We start from the raw sequence: 25,194 nt of genomic DNA, 5'->3' as shown, positions 1-25,194 counted from the left end.
TATCTTTCGCCTACTTCAACCCAGACTTCCTCAAGAAACGGTTCACCGAGTTGATCTCGATCTCCAGGATCCTGGCGATCTTGAACTTGGACTCGATGCCACGCGACTGCTCCCCAAGGCCTGCGTAGACAGTGGAAATATCTAGTTCCTGGCGGAGTTCATTCATCCTGCATTCATCGTGCAGGTCCGCCACGGAAACCCCCAGCCTGCCTGCCACATATGCCTTGGCCTCGCCTAGCCGCATCCTGCGGGCGAGCTGCATCCGGGCTACCAGATCTCCGGCAGTACGGATGCCACCCATCCCGGAGGCTTGTGAATGAGAAATGGCCATCCCTGATGGGTCACCGTAGCCAACCTACAACCCGTCCAGCCGGCCTACCTCCGCCATGGCGGTAGAGGCCCGGGAGACGCTGTCTATTGGGGGCGTCATAAGGAGGGGTACTGACCCGACACCCATGCCCACATTGGCGTGCACTGGGATGTTAGCCTCTTCTACACAGGCCTTGCAGAAGGTGACAGCCCTGCCCAGGTTCCAGGGGAACGACCTGTTGCTCTTGGTATTCACCACTGCACCGAACACCGTAGCCCCGGCCCTCTCCGCCACCTTCACCTGCTTGTGAGGGTACAGCCCAGCCAGCCTCACACCATCATATTCGATGTCTCCATGAAAGCCCAGGATGAACTCTCCAGCCATGCCGATCTCTATGGCCATGCCAGGGTGTCTCTCCCGCAGGATCTCCGTGGCCTTGAGGGTTGCGTAGAACTCAGAGTCACCAGCCGCCGCTGTGGTGTCGAAGTCGATCCCGTCCGCGCCCGCCTCATACATGGCAGTGCCCACGTTCACCATGTCCTTGATGGCGTACTCCACGGCTTCCTCCTGGGCAGCCTTGGCTTGGTCGATCTTCCCCAGGGGGAGCAACTCCGCTGGGTTGGGACACGGGCCGTCTGGCTGGGTGTAGAGGGGGAGGTTGGGCATGGCACCGTAGAGCAGGGGAGCGGTGGTCACCAGGGAGGTCTCAGCCACCATGTACTGCTCCTCGGGCACTATGAGCTTGACCGGTTTGAAGCTGTAGTGCACATAGGCCATCTCCAGTGTGTCGGCCATGAGCGCTCTCTCGTAGATCTGCATGATCTGCGGGCGTTCCACCGGTATGCCCAGCCTGGAGAATTTAAGTGTTGCCGAATCATACGTGAGGATGAGCTCATTGCCTCTCTCGACACTGACGAACTTTCTTGGTATGCAGCAGATTTCCACCAGCCGCTCCAGCTCGTCCTGCCCGAGGCCAGGGATGTTGCCACGGGCAGCGGCATCCTGCATTCCTTCCTCCACGTCGCGCCTGACCTCGTCCTCGCTCAGGGTTATCAGGGAGCCGTCCCCAAGCCGGGTAGTTACCAAACGCCTCACCCCTCTTCTGATCTTCTGACTGGAATCTCCCGCCACCGTACTTGCAATGTTCGTGCCAGGTGCGACCCCTTGGTCTCGCCGGGGATGCCGTGTTCCCCGGGGTTTCCGGAAGGATGCAGCGTGGCAGAGGCGCCAGTCCTTCCGGGTAGCTGTAAAGGGTACCTGAGCCCGGCTGGGAGCGGGAGGCAAGCCCATCCGTCAATGCGTTCACGCATCCCCGGGCTTCCCCAGGGAATTGCTCTTGCCCATAACCGGCGCGCATGGAAGTTGGCCCTGTTTTGCGCGAATGCACTAGTGAATTATCCTGTTAGGGCCGGCCCCCCTGGTTATTCCTCACCTGGACCACACTCTTTTTGGTCTTTCTCCCCTGAGGGCTGGCTTATACCCAGGGCCTCGGCAACCTTCGAACTGGAGCCGGGACTTACAGGTATCCCGGACCGCCGGTCACGTAGACCTCATCGAACAGGGCATCCAGGATCCCCCGGAACTCCGTGGGGAGCGAGCTTGCCAAGTCAACCCAGGATGATCTGTTCCCTTCAGGCACAGGCACCCCTCCCTACAGGCTACCCTCGCAAGATGCCCCAGCGGGCGATCCGGCTGGCAGCCTCCTGGAGCACCTCCTCAGGTTCAACCAGGGCGATGCGGACGTAGCCCTCCCCCCACTCCCCGAAGGCGCTTCCGAAGGTAACCATTACACCGGTGTTCTCCAGGAGTTCCAAGGCGAAATCCCTGGACTTCATGGGAAGGGGCACAGGGGCCCACACGAACATTGTGGCCTTGGGAGACGGCAGGTTCCACCCTGCTTTCCTCAGCCCCTTCACCAGTACGTCGCGGCGGCGCTGGTAGGTAAGGGCCATCTCCTGGACGCAATCCTGAGGTCCCGTGAGGGCTGCCACCGCTGCCTCCTGGATGGGCAGGAAGATGCCGAAGTCCACGTGGGACTTTATCTCCGCAAGGGCCGCTATGACGTCACTGTTGCCCACCGCGTAGCCCGCCCGGCACCCCGCCATGTTGAAGGCCTTGGACAGCGAGTTGAATTCTATCCCCACCTCAATGGCGCCCGGCGCCTCCAGGAAGCTGGGCGGCCGGTAGCCGTCGAAACACAGTTCGGAGTAGGCTGCGTCATGGACCACCACAATGTCGTGGGCCTTGGCGAAGGCCACGACCTCCTCGAAAAACTCCCTGCTGGCAATGGCCGCCAGGGGGTTGCTAGGGTAGTTGAGAAGCATTACCCTGGCCTTGCCCGCAATCTCGGAGGGTATCTTGTCCAGCTGGGGAAGGAAGTCATTTTCCCCTAGGAGCGGCATTCTGTGTAATTGGGCCCCCGCGAGGACTGGACCGGCAGAATATATTGGGTAACCCGGGTCAGGAACCAGGGCCACGTCTCCCGGGTCTAGGAGAGCCAGGAAGAGATGGGCGAGGCCGTCTTGAGAGCCGAGAAGGCCTACCACCTCCGCTTTGGGGTCCAGCTGGACACCAAACCGCTTGAGGTACCAGCTGGCTGCCGCCCGGTGGAGGCTGGGCAGCGATGTTACAGTGTAACGGTAACTGCCGGCTGCCGCTGCCATCTCGGAAAGGCGGCTCCTTATGTGGGGCGCGGGTGGCAGGTCCGGGCTGCCAATGCTCAAGTCAATGAGGTCGATGCCTCGGTCCCGTGCATTCTGTGCTCGGGCGTTCATCTCGCCAAAGATGCCCTGGCACAGGGCCTCAAGGCGCGAGGATTTTCTCATGCTGTCACCCCTTTTATCCCGGCAGGTTACCGCCGTATTTCCACCACCGGCGGTGCGAATCCTTCCAAGAAAACTGGGCTAGGCTGAAGGATCACTGGAACATCCCTCGAACAAGCTCTATCATGTGTACGGACATGGATGTAGCCCGGAGGTGCCTGGAGGAAGGCTTCAGCGTTGCCGCAGTGAAGGAAGGGCGGATCCTGGGGCGCGAGACTGGCGCTGGCGCTAGACCCTTTTTCCTTCTCTACCTCAGGCTCGGAGGCAATCTGTCAGGCTCAAGCGTAGCGGACCGTGTTGTGGGAAGGGCGGTAGCCCTTGGGGCCGCAGCTGCCGGGTGTGCCCGTCTCCACGGGGATGTGATGGGCAAGAGCGCCCTGGAGCTACTGGAAAAATCCAGCGTCAACTACAATTATGGGAGGCTGGTGCCACGCATCCTGGACCGGTCCGGACAAGGACCGTGTCCGGTAGAGCGATTGTCCGAAGAGACCAGAGACTTAGAGGAGTTGTTGGAGGCTCTCAGGGGCTTCTGGGGGGATCTCCCGGAGCCCAAGCCAGGAGACCAGGAGGAGCGATAGGGTTGGAACTTATCTGGGGTTACCTTTTCATCTTCTTCGCGAGAGTACTGGATATGACACTGGCGACCACGCGAATGCTGATGATGTTTCGAGGCAGGAAGCTGGAGGCCTCCCTCCTTGGGTTTGCCGAAATCTACATATACATTCTCGCCCTCTCTAGGGTGGTAGGGTCACTGGACAATCCATTAAACCTGCTAGCCTACGCCGCGGGATTTGCCGCGGGCACCTATGTCGGGGGGGTAGTGGAGGAAAGGATAGGGCTGGGTTTCCTCACCGTGGAGATAGTGTGCAAGGGTTGTCCTGCCGCGGAAATGGCCGATCAGTTGAGAGAGGCGGGCTTCGGGGTCACGGTTTTGCACGGAGAGGGTAGGGAGGGCCCGACAAAGGTGCTCTTTATATCCCTGAGGCGCAAGGCGTACCGCCAGCTCATGTCCATCCTGAACCAGCGGGATCCCGAGGCCTTCGTAACCGTGCTGGATGCGCGCCAGGCTCAAGGTGGCTTCCTGAATTATCGAAAGGGTAAGTGAGAAGACAGGGAGACTAGGAGGGTGTCACGTTGGTGACATTCTCCTTTTCTTTACATGGCTGAAGGAATATGTCAATTCATGGTGAATCTGTAAAAAGCACTACAAATCTGGATTGGGAGGGCCGCCATGAAGACAGTGGTGGTCATAGACGACAATACGGCCGTGAGGACCCTCTTGGAAGACTGCATGAAGATGGAGGGCCACCAGTCTGTAGCCTTTCCCGACGGCATGGACATTGAGGCAATAAGGACTGCCAAGCCGGATCTCATCATCCTAGACCTGGTGTTGCCGGGGAAGACTGGCCTGGAGGTGCTGAGGGAGATCAGGAGTGACGGCACCCTCAAGAATGTCCCGGTGATGGTGATCTCGGCGTCATTGAACCTTAGGTCTATGGAGCGAGGAGAGGGGGTCGAGCTCCTGGAGAAACCCTTTGACCTGGCGGATCTCTTCGCAAAGGTTTCCTTGTTGCTTCAATCAAGCCAGACCCCGGGGAATGGTGCCTAGTGGCTGCATCCTCAAGATGGGATCACTTGGCTGATTCTGTGGGTGAGGCTCTCGCTCGCCAAGTGGCCCCCGGCAGTGATCAAGGTGAGGTTTTCTCTTTTGGCCTCAAGCTCCTGGGGGGGTTCCTGCTGGGATTGGTCATGCTGGTGGCCCTCGCCGCTCCCTTAGGGGTATTGCCCCACGCGCTGGCGGCGGCTGCCTCTGGTGGGCTGCTCCGGCTGTTTTCCGGTGGCGCACACTCGTCCACTCCCCTAGGGTGCGCGACTACCGGCGCCATCGTCGCTGCGGTCATAGGCCTGGCCGCCAGGGTGGCCGAAAGCCTGCTTTCCCACAGACTATACCACCTATCCCTAGCCACCCTGCCCTGGATCCTATCATCCTGTCTTATGCATGCTCCCGCAGCCACCCCTCAGAAGCCCCTCCCCCCGGGAAGACATAGGGCATTCCGCCTGGCATGCCTGGTTATGATCTGCACCTGGTCTCTGTTCCTGGTGTTCAGGATTCTCTTCCCGCCGGTGATCTGGTTTTCCAGCGCTCTGGGGTTATCCTGGCAAGCCTTCAGCCTGACTCCCACTGGGTTCGCCTTCGCAAGACGAGTTGACGGCATTCTTCCAAGAAGGGAGGCCTGAATGTGAAACGCAGGCTACTGTTATTACTGTCGTTTGTACTGCTCCTATTGGCGCATGCAAATATCACCTTTGCTTGCAGTCTGTGGTGGTACCAGCCTGACTTGCCCAAATCACTGAAGTAGCGCGCTAGAAGACAGGAGGCACTTTCATGGATGACCTCAGAGTGCTGGTTTTTCTCGGTTTGTGGGAGAGTTCCTTGCTTGCCTATGTCTCTCCTGGCATCGTGGGATACAGGATACCAGTGATGACGGCGTTTAGAATTGGCTTGATCCATTCCATCGCGGTTTACCTCTTAAGAGGCATATATCGATGGATGGGGTGGGCCTTGGGAACTCACACGCTGGTATGCCTGGTCTTCCTCCTCGTGATGGTCAAGGTCGCCAGCAGGGCTAGACTGGGGGTTGCCGCTGCTGGGACCTTCTTCGCCTTTCAAGTGCTCTTAATGGGAGAGGTCATTTCCTACTTCGCCATCACCAGAAGTGGTTCGACCGTGGTCGAGATGCTGGAGAGGCCCTGGGTCCATATTGGCATGGGTTGGATCGGGACCACACCACTGCTGGTCTTGTCATCCCTGATCCGGAGGTATGGGATAAATGTTCTCAGACTGCCAAGCCTGCTCACTTCGGGCAACCGGGAGAACACCAGCCTGTGAGTGGAATTGATCGTAAGTACGTGCTACTGATCAACATCATACTGGGGCAAGCCTTTCTGGTGCTCCTGCTCTATGCCCATAACTACTGGCGGGCCGAGAAGTTCTTCTTCACCTTGCCGCCCACTGCCATGGCCCTGACTGTACTTGTGGTAGCCTGCGCTCTCCCACTGGCTTCGATCATCATAGCCAGGGAAATAGCCAGGTTCGGCATAAGCGAGGCTCGTTCTCGCCTAATGGAACAACGCTATTCCTTCATACTGGAGGCAATAAGCACGGGGGTAATAACCACCGACACGGGTGGCAAGGTAACCTACGCCAACAGTGCTGCCCTGGACCTTCTAGGCCTGAGGGGCAAGCCCTTGCAGGGCCTGAGCCTTGTCGAGATAAGCCCAGCGCTGGCTATACCCTTGGAGGAGACAGGGGGCGAGGCCCGAGATCATTCCCTTACCCTGATCCGGGATGGCCAGGAGCACCACTTTCTCGCGGACGTGGGTACCCTGAAGGATGATGCCGGTAGTGTGGTGGGGAGTGTCATTCTCCTCAAGGACGTCACGGAGATAAGGAACCTGCAGGAGCAGGTACTCCAGGCGGAACGCCTCAGCGCCCTGGGGGAACTTGCGGCCATGGCTGCCCACGAAATCCGGAACCCGCTGACAGCCATAAGGGGATTCCTCCAGATGATCATGCCAAGGGTGGAGGGCCAGGTAGAGCGTAAGTACGTCAACCTCATTCTCAAGGAAGCCGATCGCATGAACGCACTAGTAAGGCAGATGGCCGCCTTTTCCAGACCGGCTGGCGAGGGCCTGCAGCCCGTCAAAGTGGATGACCTTATCGATGAAAGCCTGATGCTGGCGCTTACCGCTGACAGCCCAGGCGTGAAGGTTGTGAAACGCATAGATGCTGGTATGCCGGAGGTACTCATGAAGCAAGAGGAAATGAAGCAGGTTTTCGTAAACCTGTTCCGGAATGCCTCCGAGGCCATGCAAGGCAAGGGGTATCTTACCATCAGCGTTGAGAAGGCAACCCAGGGGGATGGGGTAATCGTACGCATACAGGACACGGGGTGCGGGATCCCTGAGAACCTGCAAGAGAAGGTGTTCCGCCCCTTCGTGACGACGAAGGCCCGGGGAATGGGCCTTGGGCTGGCGATATGCAGCAAGATCGTGAGAGAGCATGGAGGCGAGATAGCCCTGTCCTCCAATGAGGGAAAGGGCTCCATCTTCACCATATTCCTGCCCCAGGGGAAAGCCACCGCTTAGGCTTTCCACAATCTGTCAGGGAAAGCCCCGGCCGTGCCGGGGCACGATTTGCCTAAGGGGGCAAGGAAAATGGACGTATCCGGGTACAAGGCCAGGCTGGTTCAGGAGAGGGAACGGCTGATAAAGGCTATAGAGGGGCGCCGGGATGCTCGTACGCAGTCATTGCGCCAGAGTACCCAGGAGCTTTCCCTGGCGGACAACCATCCTGGAGATCTGGGCACAGAGACCCTGGAGCGAGAGAAGGACGCAGCGCTTGGGGACCGGATGAGGCTGGATCTGGGAAAGGTTGAAGAGGCCTTGGACAGGATAGAGAAGGGCTCCTACGGCCGGTGCGGCCGGTGTGGGATGCCCATCTCCCCTGCCAGGCTTGACGCGCTTCCCCAGGCTGATCTTTGCCTTCCTTGCCAGGACCTGGTGGAGAAGAGCCGAGCCTTGGAAGTTGATGCCTCGGTGTCCCGGGAGCGCGCTCTGACTCCAGAGCGCCGGGAGAGCCTGATCTATGACAGCGAGGATGCCTGGCAGGATGTGGCCAGGTACGGGACGGCCAGCACCCCCAGCGACGTACCTGGAGCCCGCCGGGTGGAGGATGCCTTCGTAGACTTCGATGAGCCCAGGGGCGTGGTCGAGAGTGTGGAGAGGCTTCCCTCCGATGCCAGTGACACCAGGCCCGGTCGAAGGAGAAACAGGGGGCCCAGGAGAGGCTAATCCTGTGCGTGGCAGGGGTCATTCAGGAGGAGGAGGCGCGGCTCCGGCTCCATCGTGACTAAGCTGAGGCCGGCGTGGTCCTGGCAAATCCGGTGGATGGCCTCCAGGGGGATGCCCACGAGGTGCCCGATGAGGACCCTCAGGGGGCCCCCGTGGGCCACGACGGCTATATTACCCCCTGCCCAGGAGTCAAGTACTTCCTCCCAGGCTGCGAGCACTCGCTCACTCAGGCCAAGAAGGGTTTCACCCCCGGGAGGGGAGTTCTCCAGCGGGTGCCTTGCCCAGCGGGAGAAGTCTTCACTCAAGAGGATCTCGCGGGCAAACCTTCCCTCCCAGTCACCGAAGTTCATTTCGCCAAGCCCAGGGTGTAGTCTCAAGGGGGCCCCCACGGCCCAGGCTATGGCCTCCGCAGTCTGCCGGGCTCTGGCCAGGTGGCTGGACCACACGCATTCAATTGGGACACCCTCAAGGCGTTGGGCTAGTTTCTGGGCCTGCCGCATGCCCCGGGTTCCCAGGGGGAGGTCTGTGGTCCCGAGGATCCTGGGCTCACTGTTACCGGCCTGGCCGTGCCTTGCGAAGAAGCACACTGCCTTCACGGGTTCATCCCCGCCAGGACCACGAGCACCAGGAGAGAGGTGACCTCAGTGATCTCGTTGAGGGCTCCCAAGGTGTCCCCGGTAATCCCTCCAACTCGCTTTCTGAGCATTGCAGCGAAGAGTCCAGTGGCAACCGCTGAGGCCCCTAGTGCCCCTAAGCCCTGGTACCCGGAGGCCGCCAGGGCAATGGCCGTCGCCAGTAGGGTTGCCACCAGGAGCCTGGGGCCGTTGGGTGCCTCTACAAAGGAACGCCCAAGACCTGAGCCTTGCCTGGCGTAGGGAGCCAGGACCATGCACAGGCACATGGACCAGCGGGAACTCACTGCGGCGGCCACAAGGAGGCCCGGTGCCAGGGTGCCGGGGAGCGAGCCGTACACTGAGTAACGTGCCAGGATCACGACGGTGGCGGCAACAACGCCCATGGCGCCTACCCTGCTGTCCTTCATTACCGCCAGGATACGCTCGGGGTCTTGTGAGGACGAGAGCCCATCCACGGTATCCATGAGGCCATCCAGGTGGATGCCCCCGGTCACCAGGATGTAGCCAACCAGGAGCACGGATGCCTCCACCATGGGGGGCAGGTAAGGGCCAAGGGCCACGTGGGTGAGGGCCAAAATACCCCCCACAATGAGGCCTACCAGGGGGAAACAGGCAACAGAGGCTGCCATCTCCCCCTCGGAAGGGGGTTTCCCCAATCTCACCGGGATCCTGGTGAGAAACTGGACAGCGATGAGGAACGCCCTCATGGATCCTCCTATTCCAGGGCCGTGGAAACGCCAGCCCCCTCGAAGGTGGCCATCTCGCGCATGAGTCTCAGGGATGATTCCACCAGGAACATGGCCAGGGCAGCACCGGTACCCTCTCCCAGCCTCATGTCCAGTACTATGACGGGTTCCAGGCCCAGGGCGGCCATCATTGCCTTGTGGCCGGATTCGGCTGAGAGATGGGAAGGGATCAGGTAGTCCCTGACCCGGGGTTTGATAGCGCAGGCCGCCAGGGCTGCGGCCCCAGATATAAACCCGTCCACCACCACGGGTCTCCGCCGGGATGCGGCGCCCAGGATGACCCCGGCCAACCCTGCTATCTCCAGTCCACCTAGGTTCGCAAGGGTTCCCAGGGGATCGGAGGGGTTAGGCCGGTGGATCCCCAGGGCCCGGGCCACCACCTCTACCTTCCTCTTCAGCCCTTCGTCGTCTATGCCTGTTCCCCTTCCCACAACCTGTTCCGGGGGGCAGTTGCTGAACGCCGCGAGAAGGGCGGAACTGGCGGTGGTGTTGCCTATTCCCATGTCCCCGGTGGCGATCAAGTCAGCGCCGGCCTCTATCTCCTCACAGGCCACGGTGATCCCCGTCTCCAAGGCCTTGACTGCCTCCTCGCGGGTCATCGCGGGCCCTTTCAGGAAGTTCCGGGTCCCCCGGGACACCTTGAGACTGCGGAGCCCGGGACCTCGGGGGACATCCCCGTTTACGCCGATGTCCACCAGGGCGATGCCAGCCCCCACTTGGCGAGCCAGGACGTTGATGGCTGCCCCGCCATTCAGGAAGTTGGCCACCATCTGGACGGTGACCTCCTGCGGGTAGGCGGTTATCCCCTCTTCCACCACCCCGTGGTCTCCTGCCATGAGCACTATTACCTTGCCCCTGATCTGGGGAACAGGGTCTGCCATGATCCCTGCAACTTGCCGCGCGATGGACTCAAGGCGACCCAGGCTTCCCAAGGGCTTCGTCAGGCTGTCCAGCCTCCTCTGGGCGCCTTCCATAGAGGCCTTATCCAGTGGCTTGATGGAATCAAGTGTGTCTTGCAGCTTCTGCATCTACGGGGTCCTCCCTTCGGGGCTCTTGACGCTGACGGGTATTCCCGCCACCATCAGGTAAACATAGTCAGCCTGGCTTGCCATGAACTGGTTTGCCCTTCCCGCCAGGTCCCTGAAGGCCCGTGCCAAGGAATTCTCAGGCACGATGCCCATACCCACTTCATTGGTGACCACGATGGCGCCTAGCCCGAGCTCCCGGATCTTCCTGAGAAATGCCTCCAGTTCCCAGATGATCTCAGCCTCCACGCTGTCCCACTGGGCACCAGGATCCTCTAGAAGTATGTTGGCAGAGAGAAGTGTCAGGCAGTCCAGCACAACCCCACTGGTGCCTGGTGGGACTGCCTCCAAGGCCCGCGCGGGGCTGAGGGGTTCCTCCCGGGTGACCCACCCGGGAGGTCTGGACCCCCTGTGGCTCTCCACCCGTAAGGCCATTTCCTCATCCAAGGCCTCAGCGGTAGCAATGAACAGGATGTTTCCTCCCATTCCTTCCGCAAGCCTCTGCGCGTAGGTGCTCTTTCCACTCCTGGCTCCGCCGGTGACCAGTATCACAGGACGTTTTGCAGGACCGGGCATTCCTGCCACCCCCTTTGAAGCAAGAAGAGATCCCCACCCCCGGGGGGCGAGAACCTCTCAAGCATCCGCACTTCCCTTTCCCACGAAGGCCAGCACGCAAGCGCACAGGCAGGTTTCCTGGCTACCGGTCATCGAAAGCCTGTACCTTCCCCCGGAAACGGAGTGGTGCCTGCAGGCTACTACCGGATTACAGTGGCGGGACCGCTCAGGCTTCGCACCTGATTCCCTTTTAACTCCCTGGTGGGAGCACCCGTTTGCCCATGATATGGACTTATGGACACATCATACACCACTAGGGGTCCGGTAATCAAGGGGTCTAGGGGCCCGGGGCAGGGAGCGTCTCCCTGGCCTGCCCCTACTCGGCCCTGCCAGGTCCCGCTCCTTCCGCCGTGGCTATCCTCTCCAGGATCGGGGGGTGGGTAAAGACTACCACCTTGACCAGTGGATGGGGATTCACATCGGCCAGGTTCTTCGCTGCCAGCCGCTTCTCCAGGCTGATCCATGCTGAGGGGTCCTGCCCCAGTTCCAGGGCAATGCCGTCTGCCTCCCGTTCGAAGCCCCGGGAAATGGCGTTGTTCACAGGCATGGACAGGAGGGCTGCCAGGGACCATATGAGGAAGACGAGGGGGAGGTGGGTTACGGTTGGCCTGGTCCCTATCGTTACCCGGATGACCCCCAGCAAGGCAAGGAAGCCCAGGGTGCCTAGGGTTATGCCCTTGGTAATGTGACCTGCCTTCCAGTGACCGATCTCATGGGCGACCACCATGAGGGTTTCCCCTCTCGGGAACTGGTTTGTGAGCGTGTCGTACAGGACTATCCGGCGGGTCCTCCCCACCCCTGTGAAGTAGGCGTTGGCCCGGGTGGTCCGGCGGCTGGCGTCCATAACCAGGACATCCCGAACCTCGATGCCGGCGTCTTGGGCCATGTGGCGGATCTCCTGGTACATGGCTTTGTCCTCAAGGGGCCAGAACCTGTGGAAGAGAGGGTCAATCACTAAGGGTGCCAGCGCAGCGCTGATCACCAGGAACACCCCTAGGCCAGCCCCGGCCAAGAGGTGCCAGCTGGAGGAAAACCGGTGTACCAGGAAGAAGAACACGGCGATGGCTGGCAATGATATAGCCTGGGCCAGGAGGAAGCCCTTCAGGGTGTCGCTGAGCCAGAGCCCAAGAGGCATCGTGGAGAGGCCTGCCAACGTGTCCACCTGGTAGCGCCACAAACCGAATGGGAGATCTGCCAGGAGGAGGATCGAGCCTATGACCAAGCCTAAGGCAAGGGCCCCCAGGGTTGGCCTGCCGCCCATGAGGGCTACGACCCTGCCGGCCAGCCAGGGTGCCCCGGCCACCAGGAGGGCCAGCACGCCCAGGTGTGCCAGGTTGCGGCCTGCGAATATCCCATAGCGCACGCGGTTGTACGCTTGGGCCCGAGTGAGAAACTCCGTGGAGAAGTGCCTTAGCGCATCGGTATCCGCCGCAGGGAAGCGGGAAGAAACGAACCAGAAGACCACCAGTACTGCCGTGGCTGCCAGAAGGCCGGCCGTTACGATGGAGGGCCTTTCCACCCCGGTTCCTCCTCGATCCTTAGATCTTGGTATGCTACAGGGCATTCTATGCAGGATTTCCCTGTGAGATACCTCGCCTCCTTCCAAGGTCACTTGCCATTCCCGGCTTGAGCCTAGGTACTGGTGGAATCTGGCCGCGGAAGGATTTATCGCGGGTCAGTAGTACTAATCTCATGAAGGGCAGTCACGCCCGGGTCCAGGCTGCGGTTTTCCGGCCACCCGCTACCGCACCGGGAAAAGAGAGAAATCCCGGGACAAGTCTGGAAGCCCCTGGCTTAAGCCAGGATTCACTTGGTCCCCAAGGAGCGAAATGGATATGCCTGCATCAGACAGCCTGAAGGCCTTCGTAAACGAGAGGATCCTCCGGAGAATCCTGCGATCCTTCGTGGAGGCCACTGGGCTGAGGGCTGCCGTCATGGACACAGATGGCAGGGTGACCGTGGCGCCTCCCGGTTACGAGGAGGGACAGCCTCGTTTCTGCCAGATTATCCGGACTGCCAGTGGTGGGTTGGAGAAGTGCCAGGGCTCCTACGCCAGGGCGGGCGTCCAGGCCGCGAAGTTTGGGGAGCCCTACATATTCCGGTGCCACGCCGGCCTTATCCTCTGGAGCGCTCCCATCATTTCCTCCCGGAAACCCGTGGCCACCATCATCTGCGGCCAGGTCCTAATGTGGGAACCCGAGGACTTCTTCTGGATAGAGGTCTCCGAGTTCACCAGGGGCCTCAATGTAAGCCTCCCCCGGCTGATAGAGGCTGCCAAGCAACTGCCAGTTGTCTCGGGCAGCCAGGTGCAGGCCGCGGCTGACCTTCTCTTCACCGTGGGCGAGTACATGATGAAGGCGGGGATCCAGAGCCTGCGCCAGGAAAGGCGCATCACCCGCCAGCAGATGCGCCTGGGCGAAGCCATCCAGGCCAAGAAGGAACTGGAGTTGATGATCGGGGGAGGGGGGCATCGCCCCTATTCCCTGGAAATGGAGAACCAGCTGGTGCGCAAGCTGAAGTCCTTAGACAAGGCAGGGGCCAGGCAAACCCTCAATGACATGCTGGCCGAGCTCCTTCTTAAGAATGCGGGGCGCCCAGATGTGATCAAGGCTAGGGCCCTGGAGATCATGGTGGTCCTGTCTCGTGGCGCCATAGAGGGCGGAGCAGGCATCCAGAAGCTCCTGGAGACCACCCCCCAGCGGATAGGGGAGATCCTCCAGGCTCCCTCTGTTGAGGAGGTGTGTTTCCTAGTCAACCAGGTACTTGACGAGTACCTGGAGGAGGTGGTACCAGCTGTGGGTAAGCACCACCAGGCGCTGGAGGCTGCGAGGGAATTCGTGGATGGCAACTTTGACCGTCCCCTGGGGGTTGAAGACATAGCCAAGGTGGCGCACCTGAGTCCAGGCTACCTTAGCCAGGTCTTCCGTGACGAGCTGGGAGTCACCATCATGGAGTACCTTACGCGGAAGCGCATGGACGAGGCCAAGAAGCTCCTTGCCGACCCGTCCCTGAACATATCGGATGTGGCTAGAAGGGTAGGTTTCTCCGACCCCAGCTACTTCACGAAGGTGTTCAAGAAGGAGGAGTTCATGACCCCCACGGAATACGCCGAAGCCATGCTGGAGCGGAACGCGGAAGAGGAGGAGGCCACGTGGACCTAGACAGCAACGTGTATGAGGATATCAAGTCCAGCCTGATAGACGGCAGGGCTTCCCTGGTAAAACTCCTGGCCGAGCAGGCCCTCAGGTTGGGGCACTCCCCCGAGGAGATCGTGGACAAGGGGCTCCTGGAGGGCATGAATGTGGTTGGATCGCGCTTCCGGAACGGAAGCATGGCCATACCTGATGTACTGCTGAGTTCCCGGGCAATGCATGCTGGCCTGTACGTGCTGAAGCCGCTCCTGGCCCAGACCCACCCGAGCAAGGAGGGGAGGATCGTCATAGGGACCGTTGCTGGGGATCTCCACGACATCGGTAAGCGCTTGGTGGCGATAATCATGGAAAGCAAGGGCCTGGACGTGGTAGATATAGGCATAGACGTGCCCCCGGAGGCCTTCGTCCAGAGCGTGGCCCAGCTCAAACCTAGGGTGCTTGCGATGTCAGCCCTCCTTACCACCACCATGCTCTCCATGAAACAGACGATAAGGGCACTGGAGAAGGCCGGCCTCAGGTCCACCGTGAAGGTGGTGGTCGGCGGCGGGCCCGTAACCCGGGAGTTCGCCGACGACATCGGTGCCGACGGTTACGGGCACGATGCCACTTCAGGGGCAACCCTGTGTGCCGGCTGGATCACAGGTTGAGACTCGGGATTCCCCGGAGTGGCCCACGCAAAGGACGAACCGATCCCTGAAGACCAGTTTTCTCCGTAGGCTCAGGCGTTGCCCCGCCTTCTTGCCGGTGACTACCCGCGCACCCGCGCTTCGGCCCTGGCGAGAACCCTCTCGATCCCCTCCACGACCTTCTTGTCCAGGGGCTCCACCGAATGCTCCCTCATGAGCCTGTTTGCCTCATCCCTCAATCGCTGCCCCATGTCTATCTGGCCCTCCGCCTTCCACAAGTCGTAGCGGTTCCTGTCGAAGTACCGCGGCGTCCAGAGCTGGTCCCGGAAATGGCGGAAGGTATGGGCCTGCGTGAGGAAGTGGCCCGCGGGGCCCACGTCGTCGATGATGTCCAGGGCCATGGTATCCCGGGTAACCTCGATCCCCCTCACCAGGCGCTTGGCCATCCCTATCACCTCGTCTCCGAGAAGGAGCATCTCGTAGGAGCCCGAGGACCCATACTCCAGGAAGCCCACATCATGTATGAGGTTGGCCCCGCTGAGGGCCGCGGAGAGGACACTGAAGGTGAGCTCCGACGCCGCCTGGAGATCTAAGGTCTTGGCATCGGTACAGCCGGCCGTGCTGAAAGAGGGTATCTTGTAGTAGTGGGCCACATCGACCATGGCTGCGCTCTGGAGGGGCATCTCTGGCGCCCCGTAACTGAAGAGGGTGGATCGCATGTCCATCACGGTCAGGACCCCGCCCATTATGATGGGGGCGCCCTCCCGCTTCAACTGGCTGACCACGACACCGGTGAGGCACTCGGCGTTCCCCATCACCAGTACCCCCGCGAGGGTAGCCGGAGCAGTGGCTCCCGCCATGGGTGCAGGCGTATATATGCAGGGGAGGTTGTGCTCAGCCATGAAGAGGAGCTTGCCCATGGCCTCGAAGGAGTGCTGCAAGGGTGTGGTGGGTTCGGAGTAGAGGCAGATGAAGGGGTTCTTCTGGAGTGCCTCCAGTCCTCCGGCCACGGCAATGCACATGTCCACGATGTCCCGGTAGCCTTCCACCCCGAAGCCCCAGCTCACTATTGGCTTGGTGGTATTGGAGAGCATGGCCTCGACCTCGTAGACGTCGGCGAGTCCCTTGGTCACATCGCTTATCATTGCCAGGGACATCACGAAATCCAGGTTTGGCAAGGAATCCACCAGTCTTGCAGTGTTGGCCACATCCCCGTGGGTGACAAGGCGCCTTTCGCCTGTGACAGGATCAGATATGAAGGGGTTGGTGACCCCTGGACCGAAGTGGAAGTTGCGGTTTTCCAGGAATAACCTGCGGCTGCCGTCACGGCCGCACAGCACAACCCGGGACGGGGCCGACCGGATGGAGCGTTCCACCAGCCAGGAGGGGATCCTGACCCGGGGCCCGTCCACATGGCAACCCGCCCTCTTCAGGAGGTCTAGGGCCTCCGGGTGGTGCACCTCAACGCCCGTCCTCTGCAAGACCTCCATGGTCCCCGCGTGGATCTCCTCGACCTGGTCTTGGGAGAGGATCCGGAACTGCGCGGTGGCGTTCGCTACGTAATTGCTCCTCACGGTCATTCTCCTTTCACCCGGTTTTCACGCTCCGGAAGATGTCCTTGCCAGATGTTTCTGCAAGGTCCATGCCATTCCCTCCGGGAGGTAATGTCCCGTAATAGTAGAATAGTGTCTCTTACCGGGGGGATCAATCCATGGATCCAGCAACCCAAGGGATGATCATCGACGCACTTCCCATAGGCGTAGTCCTAGTGGATGCTGAGGGCTTCATCCGGGGCCACAACCCAAGCGCCCTGGAACTCCTGGGTAACAGTGCCGCCTCAATCGAGGGGCGCAGCCTTGAGGAGGCCCTCCCGCACCTAACCTTCCCCAGCGACCGCTCACGGATAACCCGGGAGATCAGGGATGCCCAAGGAGGGAGGACCCTGGAGATCTGCCGGGTGTCTCTGGCCGGGGGCTGCCAGGGGTGTCCCACCGCCCTCATCATCAGGGACTACACAGAGGTAGAACTGCTTAAGGACCAGCTGAGGAACACCGTTACCACCAAGAACAGCTACGAGAACATATTGAACTCCATAAGCGAGGGAATTGAGGTGGTCGACCGGGACGGCCGGCTTATCTTCATGAACCGTTCCCAAGAGGAGATAGACGAGATGCGCCGCTCCGATGCGCTCTACCGCCACGTGAGTGAGGTATACAGGCTGGCCCCGGAATCCAGCCTGATGGTCAGGGCCATGAGAACAGGGAAGCCCATTATAAATGAGCACCAGACCTATGTGACGAAGTACGGCAAGATGGTAAACATAATATGCACGGCCGTGCCCTTGTACGAGGACAGCAACATGGTGGGGGCCGTGGCTATAACAAAGGACTACAGCATGGCCCGGAGGTTCTCGGACAAGTGGAGAGAGATGGAGATGAAGATACAGGGTTCGACGACGCCTGTTGCCGAGGGGAGCTCACTGGAGGCCACCTATAGCTTTGAGGACATAGCAGGGCAGGATCCCTCCTTTCTCCGGGTCATAAGGGAAGCCCGGCAGGCTTCCGGGACGGATTCCCCCATTCTCATCCACGGGGAGACGGGAACCGGTAAGGAACTCTTCGCCCAGAGCATCCACCGCAACAGCCCCCGGACCGGAGAGCCCTTCATGGCGATAAACTGCGCGGCCATTCCCGAGGGACTCCTGGAGGGGATCCTCTTTGGTACCAGCAAGGGGGCCTTCACGGGTGCCGTGGACAGGCGAGGCCTCTTCGAGGAGGCCTCACGGGGAACCATCTTCCTGGACGAGATCAACTCCATGCAGCCATTCCTGCAGAGCAAGCTCCTAAGGGTTCTCGAGGAGGGTACCATCAGGAGGGTGGGTGACACCAAGGAGAGGCGGGTCACCCCCAGGATAATCAGCAGCATGAACGTGGATCCCCTGAAGGCGGTGGAGAAGGGCACCATCCGGCAGGACCTCTTTTACCGCCTGGGTGTGGTCTACCTTGGCTTGCCGCCTCTCAGAAGGCGCCTGGAGGACATCCCAGAACTCACCGAGAGGTTCATCAGAAAGTACAACCGCAGGTTTGGCCGGCAGGTGAAGTCTGCCTCGGCCGCGGTCATGGCTTTGTTTCTTAAGCACCCGTGGCCAGGGAATGTACGGGAACTTGAACACTGCGTGGAGAGTTCACTGAACATGGTGGCCCCTGGAGAGGAATGCATCGAGGTCAAGCACCTCCCCTACTACTTCCTTCACCCTGCCACGGCGGAAGAGGCAAAGCCTCCCATTGAGCACGAAACCTTCCGTGTCGCCATGGAGGACGCAGAGCGAGCCTTCCTGAACCGGGCCCTCCGTGCCCACCAGGGCAATGTATCCCGGGCGGCGCGGTCCCTGGGTCTCAGCCGCCAGAACCTGCAGTACCGGCTCAAGAAGATGGGGCTGAGGCTCGAAGAATTCCGGCAGGGCTGAAACGCAAGAATGCTTGGCGCTGCCAGTACCACTTGCGCCAGTTATGCAAATATTATTTGCGCTTCCCAGGAGGCCCGGCCAAAGGGGGAGTGGCTCCGGCTTCTCCGGGTGTGGCACGGAACTTGCTGAATGCTCTCTACGCGCCAGTAGATGGGAATGCTAAGTGCTAATTTGGTGTCTTCTGACAAGCTGGGAGGGATACAAGTGTCGTGTGAGACTAGTCAGTGCAGGTCCATGAGGCTAAGGGTCCTGGCAGACAGCGATATCGAGAGGGTCCTTGATGCCAGCCTCAGGCTGCTGGAGGAGACGGGGGCGGATTTCCATCACGAACCTGCCCTGGAGATGCTCCGGAAGGCTGGTGCCAAGGCTGACGGCATCAGGGTGAGATTCCCCCGGGCCATGGTGGAGAGGGCAATGACTCAGGCCCCTTCAAAGGTGACCCTCCACAACAGCCGGACTGGCAAGGGTGACGTGGAGCTGGAGGGCACAAAGATCTACTTCGGAACCGGCTCTGATTGTCCCAATTTCGTGGACCCCTGGACGGGCCAGAGGAACCGTACCACCAAGAAGAATGTTGCCGATGCGGCCAAGGCCTTGGACGGCCTGAAGAACCTGGACTTTTGCATGTCCCTCGGACTGGTCCAGGACGTTCCGACCCTCTCTTCTGACAGGCACCAGTATGAGGCCATGCTCCTCAACACCGGGAAGCCCGTGGTGGTGACCGCCCATGACCTGGAGGGCTACAACGACATAATCTCCATGGCTGAGGCTGTGGTTGGAGGCCCCCAGGCCTTGGCCGAACGCCCGATCCTGGCCATGTACACCGAACCCATATCCCCTCTCAGGCACCCCCTTGAAGCGGTGGATAAGCTGATCCGCTCCGCCGAGGCTGGCATCCCGGTAGTGTACACTCCGGCTCCCATGGCGGGGGCTACCGCCCCGGCCACGCTGGCGGGCACCCTCGCTTCGGGGTTGGCTGAGAGCCTGAGCGGGTTGGTGCTCCACCAGCTGGTCCGGGAGGGGGCGCCCTTCATACTGGGTGGCGTTTTTACCGTGATGGACATGAGAACCACCCTCTTCTCCTACGGTGCCGTGGAGTTCGACCTGCTCCAGGCGGCACTGGCCGATGTGGCCCAGTACACGAAGATCCCCCTGTTCTGCACTGCCGGGTGCAGTGACTCTCCGGCCTTCGATGAGCAGGCTACGGTGGAGGCCACCTTCTCCATCCTGGTGAACGCCCTCAGCGGGGGAAACCTCATCCACGATGTGGGCTACATCGAGTACGGGTCTACTGGGTCCGTGGAGATGATGGTCCTCAGCAATGAGGTCATTGCAATGGCGAAACGGTTCATCAGGGGCATCGAGGTTAACGACGATACACTGGCCGTCAACGTCACCCAGTCGGTGGGACCTGGTGGCCACTTCCTGGAAGAGGAGCACACAACACGGTTTTTCCGCAAGGAACTGACCTTTTCTGACCTCATTACCCGCCAGCGTTATGATGCCTGGAAGGCCGGGGGCGGGAAGACCTTGGGCCAGAGGGTGCACGAACGAGCGGCGGAGGTTCTCGAGGGACACAGGGTTGAACCCTTGCCCGCTGGCACGCTGAAGCATATCAGGGCCATAGTGGATGCCGCTGACGCCAGGGCCTGACGCCATCGTCCGGATAAGCGGAAGGAGAGATTGCCATGCGTTTTGAAAGGCTCATTACCGTTGTGGATTCCCACACTGAGGGTGAGCCCACGCGGATAGTCACCGGAGGGTTTCCTTACCTTCCCGGCGCCACAATGGCCCAGAAACGAGACTACCTCATGAAGAACCTGGACCACCTCCGCGGCTTCCTTATGAGGGAGCCCAGGGGGCATGCCGATATGTTCGGGGCGGTCCTCACGGAACCTACCCATCCGGAGGCTGACCTGGGTGTGATCTTCATGGACACCTTCGGTTTCCTGAACATGTGCGGGCACGGCTGCATCGGCGTGGCCAGCGCGGCCTTGGAAACAGGCTTGGTCGCCTCCAGGGAGGGCGAGCCAGAGGTGGTCCTGGACACGCCGGCAGGGCTTGTCAGAGCCAAGGCAGTGATGGAGGGCGACCTGGTGAAGTCGGTGACCATCACAAACGTTCCCTCATTCCTCTTTGCCGGCGATGTCAGCGTTCCCGTGCCAGGTCATGGCGATGTGAAGGTTGATGTGTCTTTCGGAGGCAACTTCTTTGGGATAGTCTCTTCGGACCAGGTAGGTGAGATCTCCTTGGAGAACCTCGGCGAACTGGTCCAGATCGGCATGAGGATACTCCGGGAGCTCCAGGACTTCCCCGTCAGGCACCCTGTCCAGACCCACATCAGCAGCATTGACCTGGTGGAGATCTCTGGGCCTCCCTCAAATCCCCGGGCTCACGCCCGGAACGTGGTGATATTCGGGGAGGGACAGGTGGACCGGTCACCCTGCGGTACCGGCACCTCGGCAAAGATGGCAGCCCTTCATGCCAAGGGCAAGCTGCCACTGGGCCAGGAGTTCGTCCACGAGAGCATCCTGGGGACGCTCTTTGCCGGGCGGCTTGTTGGCCAGGCCAAGGTAGGAGAATTCGATGCTGTTCAGCCCACTATCACTGCTAGAGCCCATATCACGGGCCTCAACAACCTGGTAATGCACCCCGATGACCCGCTGAAGATGGGCTTTCGCCTGTGAGGGGGATGTAGCCAGGCAACAGGAGGGAGAACGAATGATCGACGGCAGCAAGGTGAACTCGCCCTCTTTCAGGGTGCTCTCCGAGGAACAGTGCGAGAGAATACACAGGGCCACACTCAAGGTCCTGGAAACCGTTGGCGTAAAGGTTGAACTCCCGGAGGGCCGGGAGATCCTCAGGAAGGCTGGGGCCACCGTTGAAGGGGAGATCGTCAAGATACCCAAGGGCCTGGTGGAAGAGGCCTTGAAGAAGGCCCCATCGTCCTTCACGGTGTGGGACCGCCTGGGCAACGAGGCCCTCGAGCTGGGGGGACGCCGGAGCCACTTCGGAGGCTGTGCCAGCTGCCCCCAGATCCTGGATCCCAGGACGGGTGAGCGTCGCCCATGCACCCGCGCGGATGTGGCCGAGTTCGCCCGGATGAACGACTACCTTCCCAACATGGAGTTCATCATGCTCCTGGGGCAGGTCAGGGATGTTCCATCCCTCATTGCCACCCAGGTAGAGTTCAAGGAGACAGTGTCCAACACCGTTAAACCCATCCTGATGTGCTGCAACGAGATGGATGTGTTTGAGGACGTGTACGAGATGCTGGTTGCCATCAGCGGCGGGGCGGATGCCTTGGCCGAGAGGCCCTTCCTCATTGTCTACACGGAGCCCATCACCCCCCTGGTTCATGGCTACGGGTTGGAGGTGGCGCTACGCTCCGTTGAGAGGGGCCTGCCTGTTGTGAATACCCCGATGCCTATGGGCGGGGCCACCGCGCCGGTGACCTACGCTGGCATAATCACCCTAGGCACCGCGGAGAGCGTCAGCGGCATCGTTATGCAGCAGCTGGTGAAGCCAGGAGCCCCCAGTGTCTTCGGCGGGATACCCTCGGCCATGGACATGCTCACCACCATCTACTCCTATGGCACACCGGAACTGCCTCTCCTGTGTTCGGCCCTGACCGACATGAGCCACTACTATGACCTTCCCATGTTCGGCACTGCAGGGGTCAGCGACTCCAAGTTCCTGGATGCACAGGCAGGGATGGAATACGGCATTTCAGCCCTGGCCTCAGTGATGTGCGGATCCAACCTCATCCATGACACAGGGTTCCTGGACCACTCCGAGGTCCTGAGTTTTGAGGGGCACCTTCTCATGGATGAACTAGCGGGATACATCCGGCAGTTCATGAAGGGCGTGGAGGTCTCCGATGAAACCTTGGCACTGGACATCATTGGCAGGGTCGGGCCGGGGGGCACCTTCGTTGCGGAGGAACACACCTTCAGGCACTTCCGGGAACTGCACCGGACCAAACACCTGGACCGGAGCAGGTACCAGCTGGCTCAGATGGAGGGCATGAAGCCCCTGGATCAGGTGCTGCGGGAGAAGGCCTGTGAGATCTTGGAGAGCCACAGGCCAGCGCCCTTGGCCGCGGGCGTCCAGTCGAGGCTGGACCAGATGGAGAAGAAGTGGTGGGCACGGTAGGTTGACTGGGTTCGCCGCCAGGGCCATTCAGGAGAGCCCGCGGGCGAGTACGAGCAGGAAAAGGGGGATACCAGGTGGCGTTTTTCGAGGAGATCGCGTCAGCGGTAATCGCGGGGGATCCCGCCAAGTCGCAGGAACTGGTAAAGAAGGCCCTGGATGGGGGTGCCAAGCCCCTGGACATCGTGGATCAGGGTCTCATGGCAGGCATGAACGTGGTGGGTGAGAGGTTCAAAAGGTGCGACATGTTCGTGCCTGAGGTCCTGATGGCGGCCAAGGCCATGAACATGGGCCTTGACCTGGTCAAGCCTCACCTGGACTCCGCTAGCAGGGCAGGAACCGGGACGGTGGTCATCGGGACGGTCAAGGGGGACCTCCACGACATCGGGAAGAACCTCGTGGCCATGCTCCTTGAGTCCAAGGGCCTGAACGTGGTGAACCTGGGGGTGGACGTTTCGGCGGAGACCTTCGTGAATGCCGTGAAGCAGCACTCCCCTCAGATCGTGGGGATGTCCGCGCTCCTGACCACGACCATGCTTGTTATGAAGGATGTCATCGATGCGCTCAAGGAGGCCAACCTCAGAGACAGTGTCAAGGTCATGATCGGCGGCGCCCCGGTAACCCAGGACTTCGCCACGGAGATCGGCGCTGACGGCTATGCCCCGGATGCCGTGACCGCCACCGACCTGGCCAAGGGCTTGCTGGGCTAAGGGGTACCCTGGGGCGAATGGGCTCTGTCTACACCCGACAAGAGCCCAATTCCTTTTTGTTCACGGGATCACTGTCCTTGGGCATAGGGAATGCCCCGGTGAAATGGGGAAAAAGACCGGCCTTGACTTGGAAAGGCTTTTACCCTTAGTTTCTGAGAATTCTACCAGAACAACGGAGGATTCTACAAAGGCAGTGCCTAGTACTAGGCGAAACTCAAAGCCATCAATGCAAACGCGAGCCAGCGTGGTAGAAAACCCACTCCTGCCTGGTATTACCAGTGGGCTTTCCAGTGCAGTATAGAGGGACTGGCCCGGCCAGGGCGAATAACAGCCATACCTTTCAAGGGGCCTTGACGGGGAGGGACTCGGAATGGGGAAGAGCCAAGCGCCGGTATGGACTGACATTAAGAAGGAATTCGATACATTCTGCCACGACTACGGGCGCCAGGGGTCACTGGCTGCTGTATCCCTGGCCGGAGTGAGGTGGATACCCCCTCAGGAGGCCTACCTGAGAGACAAGACTCAAGTCCTGGGGGTCAAGTGGAAGGACATAGTGGCAGTGTCCCTGGCCATGGCCTACCACCCTGGTGAGATCGAGGCCATTCCCGGCCACTGGGTGGCCCGGCCCCCCGAGGGCAGCCGCTGGAATGAGTACGCCCACGCCTACACCCTCCTGAACAACGCCCTAGACCGGGTGGCAAAAGCCCTTGCCGGGAGATTTGGGGGCATCCATGAAGGCGCTACACTGGAGGGTTTCGTAAGCCAGGCTTCTCATGTGCGGGACTACTTCCCTCACTCCGCGTCCCACCGGAGCGTGGCAGAGGCTGCCGGCCTCGGCTGGAGGGGGCGGCACCGGCTAATCGTCACGCCCCAGTGGGGGGCTGCCTTTCGCATGGCCACCCTGTACCTGCCGGGGATGATGGAGGTGGAGTCGCGCCAGGCAGGGGAGTGTGGTGACTGCACCGCATGTCTAAGCGCCTGCCCCATCCTGGACAAGTACGTGGGTGAGGAGGACCAGGACGTGTACCGGGAGAGGTGCCGCCAGCGGATCGATGCACTTGGCCTAGATGACGAGGTATGTGGGATCTGTGTCAGGAGTTGCTGGGAGGCAGTTACCCGTCCCTGACAAGGATCCTGGCTATTTCCTGGGAGCCAAAAGCCAGCACTGCACGAAAGAACAGGCAAGGAGCTGAAGTCCATGGAATGGTGGGACCTTACTGTCACCTCAATACTCCGCGGGGGCCTGTATGCCCTCATGGCCGTGGGTTTGTCACTGGTGTTTGGCGTCATGAATATCCCCAACTTCGCCCACGGAGAGTTCTACATGCTCGGGGCCTACGTTGCTTTCTTCTCGGTCGCGGCGGGTCTGAACCCCATAGCCGCCATCATCATCGCGGGGATAGCAGGCTTCGCTGCGGGCGGCTTCACGGAGAAGAGTGTGTTCTACCCGCTTCGCAGGAGGTCAAAAGAGCAGTGGATCATGAACACCTTCCTCCTGACGGTTGGCCTCTCCGTGGCCATGCAGAACCTGGCCCAATCGGTCTGGGGCACCAAGTTCCGTGGCGTGAGGCAGTACTGGCCCGGCAGCGTTTCCTTCGTGTCGGGCATGAGCATACCCATGGACAGGGCAGCGGGCTTCCTGGTAGCGGCCCTAATGATCGCCATCTTCTGGCTCTTTCTGAGCAAGACCACCACAGGGCGGTCCATCCGGGCGGTGTCGCAGGATGAAACCGGTGCCATGCTGGTGGGCATAGACCTGAACAAGATCCAGACCCTCACCTTCGCCCTGGCTAGTATGCTTGCAGGTGTCGCCGGGGCTCTTCTCCTCTCCATTAACCCTGCCTACCCTACCATGGGACTAATGCCCCTGTACAAGTCCTGGTACGTCGTTATCCTTGTGGGCCTGGGCAACATTGGGGCCAGCATTCTGGGAGGTCTGGTAGTGGGGTTCCTTGAGACCGTTTCCTACTACACTCTGGGTGCTGGATGGCAAGACATCTTCAGCCTCTCAATAATCATACTGATCCTGCTGTTAAAGCCCGCTGGGCTGTTCGGAACGGCGGCCAAGGGGGTATGAAAAG

Annotated in this window: 25 protein-coding genes, 1 pseudogene and 1 riboswitch; of the genes and pseudogenes, 17 read left to right on the top strand and 9 right to left on the bottom strand. The window is 60.6% G+C overall.

Annotated elements, in window-relative coordinates; translation table 11 throughout:
- Nucleotides 1-10: 10 nt before the first annotated feature.
- The 3 genes and pseudogenes from mtbB to AB1576_11775 all read right to left on the bottom strand — a co-directional run bounded on the left by mtbB (nucleotide 11) and on the right by AB1576_11775 (nucleotide 3,135).
- Nucleotides 11-1,405 (bottom strand): annotated as a pseudogene (gene mtbB, locus AB1576_11785) ([dimethylamine--corrinoid protein] Co-methyltransferase).
- Between the two features lie 421 nt (nucleotides 1,406-1,826).
- Entirely contained in the window at nucleotides 1,827-1,949 is a 123-nt protein-coding gene (locus AB1576_11780; protein MEW6082424.1) for a hypothetical protein, read from the bottom strand.
- 19 nt (nucleotides 1,950-1,968) lie between these two features.
- On the bottom strand, nucleotides 1,969-3,135 hold the full coding sequence (locus AB1576_11775) for an aminotransferase class I/II-fold pyridoxal phosphate-dependent enzyme (protein ID MEW6082423.1): 1,167 nt from the start codon (nucleotides 3,133-3,135) through the stop codon (nucleotides 1,969-1,971).
- A 134-nt stretch (nucleotides 3,136-3,269) separates the two neighbouring features.
- Here AB1576_11775 and AB1576_11770 point away from each other — a divergent pair, with 134 nt between their 5' ends.
- From AB1576_11770 to AB1576_11735, 8 genes are all read left to right on the top strand, one after another.
- Complete coding sequence (locus AB1576_11770) at nucleotides 3,270-3,710, top strand: DUF1893 domain-containing protein (protein ID MEW6082422.1); 441 nt, start codon at nucleotides 3,270-3,272, stop codon at nucleotides 3,708-3,710.
- Nucleotides 3,711-3,712: 2 nt separating this feature from the next.
- Nucleotides 3,713-4,237 carry a DUF2179 domain-containing protein gene (locus tag AB1576_11765; protein ID MEW6082421.1) on the top strand — a complete coding sequence of 175 codons (525 nt, stop codon included), beginning with the start codon at nucleotides 3,713-3,715 and terminating at the stop codon, nucleotides 4,235-4,237.
- A gap of 126 nt (nucleotides 4,238-4,363) precedes the next feature.
- Entirely contained in the window at nucleotides 4,364-4,741 is a 378-nt protein-coding gene (locus AB1576_11760; GenBank protein MEW6082420.1) for a response regulator, read from the top strand.
- A gap of 26 nt (nucleotides 4,742-4,767) precedes the next feature.
- Nucleotides 4,768-5,370, top strand: a complete 603-nt coding sequence (locus AB1576_11755; protein MEW6082419.1) for an accessory gene regulator B family protein — start codon at nucleotides 4,768-4,770, stop codon at nucleotides 5,368-5,370.
- A 2-nt stretch (nucleotides 5,371-5,372) separates the two neighbouring features.
- Nucleotides 5,373-5,492, top strand: coding sequence for a cyclic lactone autoinducer peptide (locus AB1576_11750; protein ID MEW6082418.1), 120 nt, complete (start codon nucleotides 5,373-5,375; stop codon nucleotides 5,490-5,492).
- A 26-nt stretch (nucleotides 5,493-5,518) separates the two neighbouring features.
- Nucleotides 5,519-6,022, top strand: a complete 504-nt coding sequence (locus tag AB1576_11745) for a hypothetical protein (GenBank protein ID MEW6082417.1) — start codon at nucleotides 5,519-5,521, stop codon at nucleotides 6,020-6,022.
- Nucleotides 6,019-7,281, top strand: coding sequence for an ATP-binding protein (locus tag AB1576_11740; GenBank protein MEW6082416.1), 1,263 nt, complete (start codon nucleotides 6,019-6,021; stop codon nucleotides 7,279-7,281). Before AB1576_11745 ends, AB1576_11740 begins: the two co-directional genes overlap by 4 nt.
- 69 nt (nucleotides 7,282-7,350) lie before the next feature.
- The gene (locus AB1576_11735; protein MEW6082415.1) at nucleotides 7,351-7,986 is read left to right on the top strand and encodes a TraR/DksA C4-type zinc finger protein; all 636 of its coding nucleotides are present in this window, start codon (nucleotides 7,351-7,353) and stop codon (nucleotides 7,984-7,986) included.
- On the opposite strand, the gene AB1576_11730 is transcribed toward AB1576_11735, so the two are convergent.
- The 5 genes from AB1576_11730 to AB1576_11710 all read right to left on the bottom strand — a co-directional run bounded on the left by AB1576_11730 (nucleotide 7,983) and on the right by AB1576_11710 (nucleotide 12,526).
- The gene (locus AB1576_11730; protein ID MEW6082414.1) at nucleotides 7,983-8,582 is read right to left on the bottom strand and encodes a histidine phosphatase family protein; all 600 of its coding nucleotides are present in this window, start codon (nucleotides 8,580-8,582) and stop codon (nucleotides 7,983-7,985) included. The two genes, AB1576_11735 and AB1576_11730, sit on opposite strands and share 4 nt — an antisense overlap.
- Nucleotides 8,579-9,328 (bottom strand): adenosylcobinamide-GDP ribazoletransferase, encoded by a 750-nt coding sequence (gene cobS, locus AB1576_11725; protein MEW6082413.1) that lies wholly within the window; start codon nucleotides 9,326-9,328, stop codon nucleotides 8,579-8,581. The genes AB1576_11730 and cobS overlap by 4 nt, the downstream gene beginning before the upstream one ends.
- 8 nt (nucleotides 9,329-9,336) lie before the next feature.
- On the bottom strand, nucleotides 9,337-10,395 hold the full coding sequence (gene cobT / locus AB1576_11720; protein ID MEW6082412.1) for a nicotinate-nucleotide--dimethylbenzimidazole phosphoribosyltransferase: 1,059 nt from the start codon (nucleotides 10,393-10,395) through the stop codon (nucleotides 9,337-9,339).
- Nucleotides 10,396-10,968, bottom strand: coding sequence for a bifunctional adenosylcobinamide kinase/adenosylcobinamide-phosphate guanylyltransferase (cobU, locus tag AB1576_11715; protein ID MEW6082411.1), 573 nt, complete (start codon nucleotides 10,966-10,968; stop codon nucleotides 10,396-10,398).
- An 89-nt stretch (nucleotides 10,969-11,057) separates the two neighbouring features.
- Nucleotides 11,058-11,237, bottom strand: a riboswitch (cobalamin riboswitch).
- 86 nt (nucleotides 11,238-11,323) lie between these two features.
- Nucleotides 11,324-12,526, bottom strand: coding sequence for a M48 family metallopeptidase (locus AB1576_11710; GenBank protein MEW6082410.1), 1,203 nt, complete (start codon nucleotides 12,524-12,526; stop codon nucleotides 11,324-11,326).
- 316 nt (nucleotides 12,527-12,842) lie between these two features.
- Between AB1576_11710 and AB1576_11705 the strand changes: the two genes are divergently transcribed.
- Together AB1576_11705 and AB1576_11700 are read left to right on the top strand one after the other, a co-directional pair.
- Nucleotides 12,843-14,168, top strand: a complete 1,326-nt coding sequence (locus AB1576_11705; GenBank protein ID MEW6082409.1) for a PocR ligand-binding domain-containing protein — start codon at nucleotides 12,843-12,845, stop codon at nucleotides 14,166-14,168.
- Entirely contained in the window at nucleotides 14,159-14,806 is a 648-nt protein-coding gene (locus tag AB1576_11700) for a corrinoid protein (protein MEW6082408.1), read from the top strand. Before AB1576_11705 ends, AB1576_11700 begins: the two co-directional genes overlap by 10 nt.
- Before the next feature lie 101 nt (nucleotides 14,807-14,907).
- On the opposite strand, the gene AB1576_11695 is transcribed toward AB1576_11700, so the two are convergent.
- Nucleotides 14,908-16,365, bottom strand: coding sequence for a trimethylamine methyltransferase family protein (locus AB1576_11695; GenBank protein ID MEW6082407.1), 1,458 nt, complete (start codon nucleotides 16,363-16,365; stop codon nucleotides 14,908-14,910).
- 131 nt (nucleotides 16,366-16,496) lie between these two features.
- Between AB1576_11695 and AB1576_11690 the strand changes: the two genes are divergently transcribed.
- The 7 genes from AB1576_11690 to AB1576_11660 all read left to right on the top strand — a co-directional run bounded on the left by AB1576_11690 (nucleotide 16,497) and on the right by AB1576_11660 (nucleotide 25,190).
- Nucleotides 16,497-18,251: a sigma 54-interacting transcriptional regulator gene (locus AB1576_11690; protein MEW6082406.1), complete on the top strand. Its 1,755-nt coding sequence runs from the start codon at nucleotides 16,497-16,499 to the stop codon at nucleotides 18,249-18,251.
- A 204-nt stretch (nucleotides 18,252-18,455) separates the two neighbouring features.
- Nucleotides 18,456-19,904, top strand: a complete 1,449-nt coding sequence (locus tag AB1576_11685) for a trimethylamine methyltransferase family protein (protein ID MEW6082405.1) — start codon at nucleotides 18,456-18,458, stop codon at nucleotides 19,902-19,904.
- 35 nt (nucleotides 19,905-19,939) lie between these two features.
- Nucleotides 19,940-20,938 carry a proline racemase family protein gene (locus AB1576_11680; protein MEW6082404.1) on the top strand — a complete coding sequence of 333 codons (999 nt, stop codon included), beginning with the start codon at nucleotides 19,940-19,942 and terminating at the stop codon, nucleotides 20,936-20,938.
- A 34-nt stretch (nucleotides 20,939-20,972) separates the two neighbouring features.
- Entirely contained in the window at nucleotides 20,973-22,406 is a 1,434-nt protein-coding gene (locus tag AB1576_11675) for a trimethylamine methyltransferase family protein (protein MEW6082403.1), read from the top strand.
- Between the two features lie 74 nt (nucleotides 22,407-22,480).
- Nucleotides 22,481-23,113, top strand: a complete 633-nt coding sequence (locus AB1576_11670; GenBank protein ID MEW6082402.1) for a corrinoid protein — start codon at nucleotides 22,481-22,483, stop codon at nucleotides 23,111-23,113.
- 370 nt (nucleotides 23,114-23,483) lie between these two features.
- Nucleotides 23,484-24,239 carry a hypothetical protein gene (locus tag AB1576_11665; GenBank protein ID MEW6082401.1) on the top strand — a complete coding sequence of 252 codons (756 nt, stop codon included), beginning with the start codon at nucleotides 23,484-23,486 and terminating at the stop codon, nucleotides 24,237-24,239.
- A 72-nt stretch (nucleotides 24,240-24,311) separates the two neighbouring features.
- Complete coding sequence (locus AB1576_11660; protein MEW6082400.1) at nucleotides 24,312-25,190, top strand: branched-chain amino acid ABC transporter permease; 879 nt, start codon at nucleotides 24,312-24,314, stop codon at nucleotides 25,188-25,190.
- Nucleotides 25,191-25,194 lie beyond the last annotated feature (4 nt).

Source organism: Bacillota bacterium (genome assembly GCA_040754315.1).
Classification (GTDB): Bacteria; Bacillota; Sulfobacillia; order DUSP01; family JBFMCS01; genus JBFMCS01.
Note: the sequence above shows the minus strand (reverse complement) of the source record. Positions and strands in the feature narration are given on the sequence as shown.